The organism is Paraburkholderia dipogonis (assembly GCF_042680985.1).
Taxonomy (GTDB): domain Bacteria; phylum Pseudomonadota; class Gammaproteobacteria; order Burkholderiales; family Burkholderiaceae; genus Paraburkholderia; species Paraburkholderia phytofirmans.
This window is the reverse complement of record NZ_JBHUFR010000010.1, coordinates 614,690-626,171: the sequence shown is the minus strand read 5'-3', so window position 1 is coordinate 626,171 and position 11,482 is coordinate 614,690. Positions and strand designations below refer to the sequence as shown.

At 63.2% G+C, this 11,482-nt stretch carries 11 protein-coding genes and 1 tRNA gene; all 12 read left to right on the top strand.

Annotated elements, in window-relative coordinates; translation table 11 throughout:
* Positions 1-156 precede the first annotated feature (156 nt).
* The 12 genes from def (at position 157) to queD (ending at position 11,429) form a co-directional block, all read left to right on the top strand.
* Positions 157-660, top strand: a complete 504-nt coding sequence (gene def, locus ACFSNN_RS15345) for a peptide deformylase (RefSeq protein WP_012431379.1) — start codon at positions 157-159, stop codon at positions 658-660.
* Between the two features lie 31 nt (positions 661-691).
* The gene (fmt, locus tag ACFSNN_RS15340) at positions 692-1,678 is read left to right on the top strand and encodes a methionyl-tRNA formyltransferase (protein WP_134457397.1); all 987 of its coding nucleotides are present in this window, start codon (positions 692-694) and stop codon (positions 1,676-1,678) included.
* A 114-nt stretch (positions 1,679-1,792) separates the two neighbouring features.
* On the top strand, positions 1,793-2,437 hold the full coding sequence (locus ACFSNN_RS15335) for a LysE family translocator (RefSeq protein ID WP_134457396.1): 645 nt from the start codon (positions 1,793-1,795) through the stop codon (positions 2,435-2,437).
* 103 nt (positions 2,438-2,540) lie between these two features.
* Entirely contained in the window at positions 2,541-3,398 is an 858-nt protein-coding gene (gene htpX, locus ACFSNN_RS15330; RefSeq protein WP_012431382.1) for a zinc metalloprotease HtpX, read from the top strand.
* 444 nt (positions 3,399-3,842) lie between these two features.
* On the top strand, positions 3,843-5,282 hold the full coding sequence (rsmB, locus tag ACFSNN_RS15325) for a 16S rRNA (cytosine(967)-C(5))-methyltransferase RsmB (protein ID WP_134457395.1): 1,440 nt from the start codon (positions 3,843-3,845) through the stop codon (positions 5,280-5,282).
* Positions 5,279-5,878, top strand: coding sequence for a DUF4390 domain-containing protein (locus ACFSNN_RS15320; protein WP_134457394.1), 600 nt, complete (start codon positions 5,279-5,281; stop codon positions 5,876-5,878). Before rsmB ends, ACFSNN_RS15320 begins: the two co-directional genes overlap by 4 nt.
* On the top strand, positions 5,868-8,282 hold the full coding sequence (locus ACFSNN_RS15315; RefSeq protein WP_134457393.1) for a sensor histidine kinase: 2,415 nt from the start codon (positions 5,868-5,870) through the stop codon (positions 8,280-8,282). The genes ACFSNN_RS15320 and ACFSNN_RS15315 overlap by 11 nt, the downstream gene beginning before the upstream one ends.
* Complete coding sequence (gene esaR / locus ACFSNN_RS15310; protein ID WP_012431386.1) at positions 8,283-8,972, top strand: response regulator transcription factor EsaR; 690 nt, start codon at positions 8,283-8,285, stop codon at positions 8,970-8,972. It begins immediately after the preceding gene.
* A gap of 107 nt (positions 8,973-9,079) precedes the next feature.
* Positions 9,080-9,155 (top strand) — tRNA-Phe (locus ACFSNN_RS15305).
* A gap of 390 nt (positions 9,156-9,545) precedes the next feature.
* On the top strand, positions 9,546-10,280 hold the full coding sequence (gene queC, locus ACFSNN_RS15300) for a 7-cyano-7-deazaguanine synthase QueC (protein ID WP_134457392.1): 735 nt from the start codon (positions 9,546-9,548) through the stop codon (positions 10,278-10,280).
* Between the two features lie 63 nt (positions 10,281-10,343).
* Positions 10,344-10,976 (top strand): 7-carboxy-7-deazaguanine synthase, encoded by a 633-nt coding sequence (queE, locus tag ACFSNN_RS15295; RefSeq protein WP_134457391.1) that lies wholly within the window; start codon positions 10,344-10,346, stop codon positions 10,974-10,976.
* A 9-nt stretch (positions 10,977-10,985) separates the two neighbouring features.
* Positions 10,986-11,429 (top strand): 6-carboxytetrahydropterin synthase QueD, encoded by a 444-nt coding sequence (queD, locus tag ACFSNN_RS15290; RefSeq protein WP_090518804.1) that lies wholly within the window; start codon positions 10,986-10,988, stop codon positions 11,427-11,429.
* Positions 11,430-11,482: the final 53 nt, after the last annotated feature.

The window sequence follows — 11,482 nt, the reverse complement described above, 5'->3', positions numbered from 1 at the left end:
CCCGCGCGGGCTCGTCGTATAGCGCACGGAGCGCGTTGAATCGAACCGGTTCGACACCATCTATCCTCCGCGCAACGCGACGTGCTCACAACCTGGCCGAAAGGCCAACGCGAGCCTTCAACCGGTCAGCGGCGCCCGAAAATCACACTCGAGATCATGGCTTTACTCAACATCCTCAATTACCCGGACAAACGGCTGCACAAGATCGCCAAGCCGGTCGAAGCGGTCAACGACCGTATCCGCCGCCTCGTCAAGGACATGGCCGAAACCATGTACGCCGCGCCGGGCGTCGGCCTGGCCGCGACCCAGGTGGACGTGCACGAGCGCGTGATTACGATCGACGTGTCGGACGACCACAACGAACTGCTCGCCTTCATCAACCCCGAAATCATCTGGTCGAGCGACGAAAGGAAGCTCTCGGAAGAGGGCTGTCTTTCGGTGCCAGGCATTTACGACAACGTCGAGCGCGCCGAGAAAGTGCGCGTGCGGGCGCTCAACGAGAAGGGCGAGACCTTCGAGATGGACTGCGAAGGCCTCCTCGCGGTGTGCATCCAGCACGAAATGGATCACCTGATGGGCCGCGTGTTCGTCGAATACCTGTCGTCGCTGAAGCAGACGCGCATCAAGAGCAAGATGAAGAAGCTCGCCCACGCGATGTAATGCGCGTTCACCTCGCCTACCGCCCCCGTTCATGAGTCATTCGTTGCGCGTCATCTTTGCCGGTACGCCGGAGTTCGCCGCGGCCGCGCTGGCCGCGATCCACAGCGCGGGTTTCCACGTGCCGCTCGTATTGACCCAGCCGGACCGGCCCGCCGGGCGCGGAATGAAATTGCAGGCGAGCCCGGTCAAGCGCTATGCGCAGGAGCACGGACTGGCCGTCGCCCAGCCACCTTCCCTGCGCCGCGCCGGCAAATATCCGTCCGAAGCCGCTGCCGCGATCGATCAGCTGCGCGTCACGCCGCATGACGTCATGGTCGTGGCGGCTTACGGGCTGATCCTCCCGCAGGAAGTGCTCGATATCCCACCGCTCGGCTGTATCAACATTCACGCGTCGTTGCTGCCGCGCTGGCGCGGCGCCGCGCCGATTCATCGCGCGATCGAAGCGGGCGACGCCGGAACCGGCATCACGCTGATGCAGATGGACGTCGGCCTGGACACAGGCGCGATGATCTCCGAAGCACGCACCGCGATTACCGCCGACGACACCACGGCTACCTTGCACGACCGTCTAGCGCAAGACGGCGCGAAGCTGATCGTCGCAGCGCTGATCGAACTCGAGCGCACCGGCAAACTGGTGGCAACGCCGCAACCCGCGGAAGGCTTGACTTACGCGGAAAAGATCGGCAAACACGAAGCCGCGCTCGACTGGCGCCGTCCGGCGGCGGTGCTGGCGCGGCAGGTGCGCGCGTTCGATCCATTCCCCGGCGGTGTGGCCACGCTTGAAGACGGCACGTCGATCAAGCTCTGGGCCGCGGTTGCCAGTGATACGCAAGCCCACGGCGCACCGGGCACGATCACCGACGTTTCTCCCGAAGGCGTAGTCGTCGCCTGCGGCGAAGGCGCGCTGCGTATCACGCAATTGCAGAAACCCGGTGGCAAACGCCTGCCGGTGCGCGAATTCCTGGCCGGCTCGACGCTGGCTGTGGGGCAGCGCTTTCAACTTCCCGAAGCAAAGTAACACCGTTGCGTGTGGCTCGAACATCGTCCATTCGGCCGATGTTCGAGACCCCGCTGGACAGACCGGCCGCGCGTTAGAATCCTCCATGCAATAGCCTGAATTTCGAGGATTCACATGTTCGGCATCACCCATTTCGAGTTTTTCGTCGTCGCGGTCTTTCTTCTGAACGTGACGCCCGGTCCCGATACGGCTTACATCGTCGGGCGCAGTGTCGCTCAAGGCCGCGGCGCCGGGCTCATGTCGGCGCTTGGCATTTCCGCCGGCTGCTGCGTTCACTCGCTGGCCTGCGCGTTCGGCTTGACCGCGTTGCTGGCCGCGTCGGCCACCGCATTTACGGTTATCAAGTTCGTCGGCGCTATTTATCTGATGTATCTCGGCGTGCGCCTGCTCTTCGCCAAGCCGGCTGCCGCCGGTGACGCCGCGGGCGAAGCGCGCGCGGCCGGCGCGCCCAAGTCGCTACGTCAGCTTTTCCTGCAAGGCTTCTGGACTAACGTTCTGAACCCCAAGGTGGTGCTGTTTTTCGTGTCGTTCTTCCCGCAATTCGTGACCACCGGCAGCGACCACAAAGCGCTCGCCTTCCTCACGCTGGGCGCGGTGTTCGTCATGATGAGCATGGTCTGGAACAGTTTTGTCGCGTGGATCGCGGGCAGTGTGACGCGGCGTTTCTCTGGCCAGCCGTCCGTGAAGAAGTGGCTGGATCGCGGCGTCGGCAGCGCTTTTGTCGGCTTGGGTATCAAGCTCGCCACCGCATCAAGATGATTGAATTTTTCCGACGCGCCCATATCTAACATTTCGCTTACAATCGGGCGCCGCGATCACGCGGCGCAGATATGAACCCGCGTTAGGGCAAGGAGTTGCAGACATGTTCAATTGGGTCAAAACCGCGATGTTGATGGCCGCGATCACGGCCCTTTTCATCGTGATCGGCGGGATGATCGGCGGGTCGCGTGGCATGACGATCGCGCTCGTGATCGCCCTTGGGATGAATTTCTTTTCGTACTGGTTCTCGGACAAGATGGTCCTGCGCATGTACAACGCGCAGGAAGTCGACGAAACCAGTGCGCCGCAGTTCTATCGTATGGTGCGCGAACTCTCTACGCGCGCGGGCCTGCCCATGCCGCGCGTCTACCTGATCAATGAAGACGCGCCGAACGCGTTCGCCACCGGCCGCAATCCGGAGCATGCGGCGGTCGCCGCCACCACCGGCATTCTTCGCGTGCTGTCCGAGCGTGAGATGCGCGGGGTCATGGCGCACGAACTCTCGCACGTGAAGCATCGCGACATTCTGATCTCGACCATTTCGGCCACCATGGCTGGCGCCATTTCCGCGCTGGCGAACTTTGCGATGTTCTTCGGCAGCCGCGACGAAAACGGCCGTTCCACGAACCCAATCGCGGGCATTGCCGTCGCGCTGCTGGCGCCGATCGCGGGCGCGCTGATCCAGATGGCGATTTCGCGCGCACGCGAATTCGAGGCCGATCGCGGCGGCGCGCAGATTTCCGGCGATCCGCAAGCGCTCGCTTCGGCGCTCGACAAGATTCATCGTTATGCGAGCGGGATTCCGTTTCCCACAGCCGAGCAGCATCCGGCCACCGCGCAGATGATGATCATGAATCCGCTGTCCGGCGGCGGCATCGCGAATCTGTTCTCCACACACCCGGCCACCGAGGAACGTATCGCCCGTCTGATGGAAATGGCGCGCACGGGACGCTTCGAATAATGCTGCGCGCAGCTTGCGCGATGTGAAGAAAGGCGAGTCCGCGGGCTCGCTTTTTTTATTCCGGCGTAATGGAGCGTGAGTGAGTGGAGGAGCTGCGGGATGACGTGAGCGTTAGTTTCTTCGCTCGCGTGTGAAGGCCCGCAGCGGATCGTTGAACTTACGTTTGAGATCCCGGCTATCGTGCGGCCGCGGTGGCTGTGCAATCGGTACGCTTACAGAGTGCTAGTGGGCCGTGCGCGACGCCGCGCCACGCCAGGCCCACACCGAATCGCTGAACCCGCGTTTCAGTCCCACGTCTTCCCGCTCGTCGCAGATCCGCAAGCGAGCCGCTCACAGTCCGCTCATAGTGCGCTCACAGACCGCCCGCCGGCCCGCCCCGCGCGCCACGCTACAATGCGTGTTGATTGCGTCGCGCGCTCCCGCGCGGCCCGCCTTAGCCTTCTCATGACCACAAAGCCTTCTTCGCGTACCGCTTCCTCACCGGCGCGTCCGCGCGAATCACGTTTGTCGATGCTGCATCTCGCGCCCGAATCGCTCGGCTTCGCGCTCGACTGCGCGGGCCAGGCGGTCGGTGCCGTGCGTCTGGGCGCAGCCTTGCCGGCCGCGCTGCAGTCCGTGTTCGCGTCGGCGCCCGAGGGCAACGCCGCCGCCGCGCGCGGCGCTGTGCAGGACATCGCGTACCGCACCATGCGACGTCTCGCGACCGCCGAATGGCTGATCGCGAAGCTGGTGAAAAAGGCGCCGCCGCCGCACGTCGGGCACGTACTCGCGTGCTCGCTGGCGCTGCTCGTCGACGACGAAGCGAACGCCGCCTATGCACCGTTCACGGTCGTCGATCAGGCCGTGAGCGCGATCGGCGCGCGTCGTGAATTCGCCTTCGCCAAGGGCCTCGTGAACGCCGTGCTGCGCAGCTTCCTGCGCGAGCGCGAAGCGCTGCTGAAGGACGCGCAAGACGACGAGGTCGCACGCTGGAACTACCCGGCATGGTGGATCGATGCGGTGAAGCGCGCATGGCCCGACGCATGGCAGTCGGTGCTGGCCACCGGCAACACACAAGGCCCGCTGACGCTGCGCGTGAACGCGCGTCACTCGACAGTCGACGCCTATCTGCAAACGCTGCAAAACCATCACATTGCCGCGAGCAAGGCGGGCGACTACGGCGTCAAGCTCGCCACGCCGATGCCTGTCGATCGCATCCCGGGTTTTGCCGACGGCGTCGTCTCGGTGCAGGACGCGGGCGCGCAGCTCGCCGCGCCACTACTCGACGCGCGCGACGGCATGCGCGTGCTCGACGCCTGCGCGGCGCCCGGCGGCAAGACCGGCCATCTGCTCGAACTCGCCAAACTTCAGCTCGTCGCGCTCGAAAGCGATGCGTCGCGCGCGCGCCGTATCGGCGAAAATCTGCAGCGCCTCAAGCTCGAAGCGGAAGTGCGGATCGGCGACGCGGGCGCGCCGGCAAAATGGCACGACGACATCGACCAGCCGTTCGACCGTATTCTGGCCGACGTGCCGTGTTCGGCATCGGGCATCGTGCGGCGTCATCCTGATATCCGCTGGCTGCGGCGCGCGTCCGATATTCCAGCGCTCGTCACCGAGCAGCGCCGCATTCTCGACGCGCTCTGGCCGCTCGTGAAACCAGGCGGCGAGTTGCTCTACGTTACGTGTTCGATCTTTCCCGAAGAAGGCGAGTTGCAGGCGCAGTGGTTTGGAAACAAGTATCAGGATGCGGTACGATTGGACGCGCCGGGGCAACTGTTGCCTTCAGCCGCTCGCGCGCCCGCCGACACATCGGCCGGTTCTCATGCCGGACAACCCGCTGAAGACAGCGCCGGCGCGAACTCAGACCACGACGGATTCTTCTACGCGCGCTTTCAGAAACGGTGACCATCAAACGCTTCTTCCCGCTTCGGCTCGCTGCCGTGCTCTGGATCGCGCTGGCCGTATGGCTGGCGGCGCCGGGCGTGGCGTACGCCGATTCGATCGCGGTGCAGCGTGCGTCGCTGCAAGCTGACAACACGGGTTGGAATCTCGACGCGCGTTTCGACTTCGATCTGAACAGCAACCTCGAAGACGCGGTCAATAAAGGCATTCCGCTTTATTTCACGACCGACTTCGAATTGAGCCGGCCGCGCTGGTACTGGTTCGACGAGCAGCCGGTGAGCGTGTCGCAAAGCATTCGCCTGTCGTTCCAGCCGCTCACGCGTGAGTATCGCGTGTCGAGTGTGTCGTCCGGCGGGTTGCAGCTCGGCTTCACCACGCTCAAGGATGCGCTCGCGGTGATCAAGCACATCACGTCGTGGCACGTGATCGAACGCAATGAAGTGCGTGTCGGCGAGACGTATAACGCGTCGGTGCGCATGCAACTCGACATCGCGCTGATGCCCAAGCCGTTTCAGATCGACGCGGTGAACAACCGCGACTGGAATCTCGCTTCCGAATGGAAGCGCTTTACCTTCACGGTGACCGAACGTGCTAAATAAAGTGCGCTCCGCTACCAGTGTCGGCAGCATCGTCGTGCGCGTGCTGGTGTCGACGGTCGCCGTGACGGCCGTGCTGCTGCTCGTGCTGCTGGCCGCCGCCAGCGCGAACACGGAATTCTTCGACCGCTATTACCAGTGGCTCTACGCCGCCAACCTCGTGGTCGCGATGATCTTTTTGCTGGTGGTGGCGACGCTCGTCATCATCATCATCGCGCGGCTGAGAAAGGGCAAGTTCGGTACACGGCTATTGGCGAAACTCGCGTTTTTCATGGCGCTGGTCGGCGTGGTGCCGGGTGGCATCATCTACGTCGTGTCGTACCAGTTCGTGTCGCGCAGCATCGAGTCGTGGTTCGATGTGAATGTCGAAACAGCGCTCACGTCCGGTTTGAATCTCGGGCGCGGCATGCTCGACGCGTCGCTTTCCGATCTGCAGACCAAGGGCCGCTTGATGTCGGAACAGTTGGCGAGCGCGGACGCCGCCGGCACCACGCTCACGCTGCTGCGTTTGCGCGATCAGTTCGGCGTGCAGGACGCGACGATCGTCGAACCCACGCGCAGCATGTCGGGCGCGATGCCGGATATGCACGTGGTCGCGCAGGCCTCCGGCAACTACGCGACGCTCGTGCCGAACGACTTACCCACGCCGCTGATGATCGAACAGGCGCGCGGCCGCGGCTATGCGGCGATCGAAGGCGAAGTGGACGGCGATCCTCACGCGCATGGCAGCAAGGGCGTGTTGCGGCTGCGCGTGGTGCAACGCATCCCCGATTCGAACGCCTCGCTGCTGCAGCCCACCGAACGCTTCCTGCAACTCACGCAGCCGGTTTCGCCCACGCTCGCGCGTAACGCCGACGCGGTGCAGCGCGCCTATCGCGAGTACCAGGAAAAGGCGCTTGGCCGCACGGGTCTGCGCAAGATGTATATCGGCACGCTGACGCTCGCATTGTTCCTCGCCACCTTTATCGCGATGATGCTGGCGCTTGCGCTCGGCAATCAGTTGGCGCGGCCATTGTTCCTGCTGGCCCAAGGCACGAAAGAGATCACGGAAGGCGATTACACGCCGAAGCGCGAAATCAAATCACGTGACGAACTGGGCTTTCTCACGCAGTCGTTCAACGCAATGACGCGGCAGTTGTCCGAAGCGCGCGCGGCGGTCGAAAACAATCGCATCGCGCTCGAACACTCGAAGGCGTATCTGGAAAGCATTCTGGCAAACCTGACCGCCGGCGTGTTCGTGTTCGACCGGCAGTTCCGACTGACCACCGCGAATCGCGGCGCCGAGCGGATCTTCCGTCAGCCGTTTCAGGCGGTGTTGGGCTCGGCTTTGGATCAGATCGGCGTGCTGAGCGAATTCGGCGGGATGGTGCGCAAGGCGTTTGCCGATCGCGAAGCGGCGAGCGGCGACGGTCACGACGATCGCGGCCACTGGCAGCAACAGTTTTCCGTGCAGGTGCCGGGCGAAACCGAGCCGCTCACGTTGCTCGTACGCGGCGCGCGGCTCGTCTCCGCGACGGACCGCGACGCGGAAGACATGCAGACGTCCGGCTACGTCGTGGTGTTCGACGATATCTCGGACGTGATCTCCGCGCAGCGTTCCATCGCGTGGGGTGAAGTCGCGCGACGCCTCGCGCATGAAATCAAGAATCCGCTCACGCCGATCCAGCTTTCGGCCGAGCGTCTGCAGATGAAGCTCGCCGACAAGCTGTCGCCATCCGATGCCGATGTGTTGAAGCGCGGCGCGACCACGATCGTGAATCAGGTCGCCGCGATGAAGCAGATGGTCGACAACTTCCGCGACTACGCGCGCACACCGCCGGCGGTGCTCGCGCATCTGCAGCTGAACGATCTGGTCAGCGAAGTGCTCACGCTGTACGGTATCGAAGAAGGCAAGGGCGCCATTCAGGTGGAGCTCGCCGCCTTGCCGGCGATTCGCGGCGACGCGACGCAATTGCGCCAGGTGATTCACAACCTGCTGCAGAACGCGCAGGATGCGGTGGCGGACCTCGAGCATCCGCGTGTGTTGCTCGAGACGAGGACAGTAGAATACGGAGACCCCGACGCGGAAGGCAAAGTCCACGTTGCGGTGCGTCTGACGGTGTCGGATAACGGAGCGGGTTTCCCCGCGCGTATCCTCACACGTGCATTCGAACCTTACGTAACGACCAAGGCCAAAGGTACGGGCCTGGGTCTTGCGATGGTCAAGAAGATCGTCGATGAACACGGCGCGCGCATCGACATCCGCAATCGCATGAAAGCGGGCGATGTCATCGAGGGCGCGCAGATTTCGATCCTCTTCCTTCAACTGGCAGACGATGGCGCGGCACCCGGAACAGGGCCGCGTCCGGCGCACGGCGGTGCGTCGCAGGGAAAGACAAAAGCAACAGTGCAGACAAGGGCAGCGTAAATGGCAACCATCCTGGTGGTAGATGATGAAATGGGCATCCGGGAATTGCTCTCGGAGATCCTGAGCGACGAAGGGCATGTCGTGGAGGCCGCGGAAAACGCGCAGGAAGCGCGCGAGTTCCGTTTGCGCCAGGCGCCTGACCTGGTGCTGCTCGACATCTGGATGCCCGACACCGACGGCGTGACCTTGCTCAAGGAATGGGCCGCGCAAGGGCAGCTGACCATGCCGGTGATCATGATGTCCGGCCACGCGACCATCGACACGGCGGTTGAAGCAACCAAGATCGGCGCACTCAATTTCCTCGAGAAGCCGATTGCGTTGCAGAAACTGCTGAAGGCCGTCGAACAGGGTCTCGCGCGTGGCACTGCAGCGGGAACGCCGGGCGGCGCGGCGGCCAAACCAGTGTTGCCGGTGAGTGCTTCGACGGTGGCTTCGGCGGCAGCCTTGCCGATGCTCTCCACCGATGGCATGGGCAGCGGCGCGCTGGCCGCGCAAACGGCCTCGATCTCGTTCGACATTCCGTTGCGTGACGCACGCGACGCGTTCGAGCGCGCGTACTTCGAATATCACCTCGCGCGTGAGAACGGCAGCATGACGCGCGTGGCCGAGAAGACCGGGCTGGAGCGCACGCACTTGTACCGTAAGCTCAAGCAGCTCGGCGTGGATCTCGGCAAAAACAAAGGCGAGTGAAACGCGGAAGTGATGCCGGCGTTGAGCATGCGGAATCACTTCCACAGAATTTTTCGAGAAGGGGCTTGTCGGAGCGCTGACCCTTTGATATCATTTCGTTCTTCGTTGGCCCGGTAGCTCAGTTGGTAGAGCAGCGGATTGAAAATCCGCGTGTCGATGGTTCGATTCCGTCCCAGGCCACCAGGATTCAGCCCCAGGAAATCGCAAGATTCCTGGGGCTTTTCCTTTTTGTGCGCCTAATGTGATGGGGCGTGATGGGCTGTGTTGCTTCGGCTTGCGCGCACCGCGCGTGCAGGGCGCGCTCGGCGGTATTTGGCGTCGCGTGATAAAATCGCGCCAGTTCAAGGACTTGCGCGTAAGTGCGTCGCCTGAGTGCCGCGCGGCAACGCCGCCATTAGCACCAAACCCTTCGCCCGACGATTAACGGTATAAGCGCCCAGCGACTCTGCATGCGGAAGGCGCGGCCTATACTGCTTTGGGCCGGCAGCAGTGCCGGCACGCGTCGCGCCGCGTTGCTTGCATGGCGCACCTCGCGCAGCGCGACGTGGCACTCTTCATTCACGGAGTTTCACGGTGATCCGCAAAGACGCTAAACGTAGCGCTCTGGTGCTGTTTTCCGGCGGCCAGGATTCCGCCACATGTCTCGCGTGGGCGCTCGAACGTTATGAAACGGTCGAGACATTAGGCTTCGATTACGGTCAGCGGCACCGCGTCGAACTGGAATGCCGCGAGGGGTTTCGCGACGCCGTCGCGCGCGCATTTCCGGCATGGGCCGAGCGCCTCGGCGACGACCATATGATCGATCTGTCGGTGCTCGGCGCGATCAGCGATACCGCCATGACGCGCGAGATCGAGATCGAAGCCACGGCCAACGGTTTGCCGAACACGTTCGTGCCGGGCCGCAATCTGATGTTCATGACCATCGCCGCGGCGATTGCCTATCGACGTGGTTTGCAGGTGCTGGTCGGTGGAATGTGCGAGACGGATTTTTCGGGCTATCCCGATTGCCGCGACGACACCATGAAGGCGTTGCAGGTCGCGCTGAACCTCGGCATGGACACACGTGTCCTGCTCGAAACGCCGTTGATGTGGCTCGACAAAGGCGACACATGGCGCCTCGCGCACGAACTCGGCGGCGATGAACTGGTCGAGTTGGTGCGCGTCGAGACGCATACGTGCTATGTCGGCGAACGCGCCGAATTGCATGCATGGGGTTTCGGTTGCGGCGAATGCCCGGCGTGCCGCTTGCGCAAGCGCGGCTACGAAGCGTATCTGTCGGGTGAGAAGGTCACCGAGGCGCCGGTCTGATGACGCTCGGCGCAGCAGCGCAACTCAGGCAATAATTTTCAGGAACACGGGGCAGAAAGCAGCATGACTTACGCGGTCAAGGAAATCTTCTACACGTTGCAGGGCGAGGGCGCGAATGCCGGGCGTCCGGCCGTCTTTTGCCGGTTCGCCGGCTGCAATCTGTGGTCGGGCCGCGAAGAAGATCGTGCCGAGGCGGTGTGCCGCTTCTGCGATACCGATTTCGTCGGCACCGACGGCGAGAACGGCGGCAAGTACCGCACGGCTGACGATCTCGTGAAGATGATCGCGTCGCAATGGCCGGAAGGCGAGGGCGAGCGTTTCGTGGTGTGCACGGGCGGCGAACCGATGCTGCAGATCGATCAACCGTTGGTCGACGCGCTGCATGCCGCCGGCTTCGAAATCGCGATCGAGACCAACGGCTCGCTGCCGGTGCTCGAAACGATCGACTGGATCTGCGTGAGCCCGAAGGCCGACGCGCCGCTCGTCGTGACCAAAGGCAACGAACTGAAGGTCGTGATTCCGCAGGACAACCAGCGTTTGTCCGAGTATGCGAAGCTCGACTTCGAGTATTTCCTCGTCCAACCCATGGACGGTCCGTCGCGCGACCTCAACACCAGGCTCGCGATCGACTGGTGCAAACGCCATCCGCAATGGCGCCTGTCGATGCAGACCCACAAGTATCTGAACATTCCCTGATTTGCCGTGCTGACGATTACACGAAAACTCGAATTCGACGCGGGTCACCGCATTCCCGATCACCGCAGCCAGTGCCGTAATCTGCACGGCCATCGCTATGTGCTCGAAATCACGCTGCAAGGCGATCTGGTCGACACCGAAGGCGCGCCCGATCGCGGCATGGTGATGGACTTCGCTGACGTGAAATCGCTCGCCGTCGAGCATCTGGTCGACAAGTGGGATCACGCGTTTCTCGTCTATGAAGGCGATACACAGGTGCGCGGTTTCCTCGAAACGATGGCCGGCCACAAGACCGTCGTGCTCGATCGCATTCCTACTGTGGAAAATCTTGCCGCCGTCGCGTTCGACATTCTCGCGAACGTCTACGACGCGCACTACGGCGTGAATCTGCGTCTGCACAAGCTGCGTCTGTACGAGACGCCGAATTGCTGGGCCGACGTGGTCCGCGACTAAAGGCCGTAACCGGACGCGCGCGGGTCGCGCGCGCGGCCCAACCCTCGCGTTAT

Coding starts and splice junctions, on each gene's coding strand:
- def (WP_012431379.1), top strand. CDS start 157: ATGGCTTTACTCAACATCCTCAATTACCCGGACAAACGGCTGCACAAG.
- fmt (WP_134457397.1), top strand. CDS start 692: ATGAGTCATTCGTTGCGCGTCATCTTTGCCGGTACGCCGGAGTTCGCC.
- ACFSNN_RS15335 (WP_134457396.1), top strand. CDS start 1,793: ATGTTCGGCATCACCCATTTCGAGTTTTTCGTCGTCGCGGTCTTTCTT.
- htpX (WP_012431382.1), top strand. CDS start 2,541: ATGTTCAATTGGGTCAAAACCGCGATGTTGATGGCCGCGATCACGGCC.
- rsmB (WP_134457395.1), top strand. CDS start 3,843: ATGACCACAAAGCCTTCTTCGCGTACCGCTTCCTCACCGGCGCGTCCG.
- esaR (WP_012431386.1), top strand. CDS start 8,283: ATGGCAACCATCCTGGTGGTAGATGATGAAATGGGCATCCGGGAATTG.
- queE (WP_134457391.1), top strand. CDS start 10,344: ATGACTTACGCGGTCAAGGAAATCTTCTACACGTTGCAGGGCGAGGGC.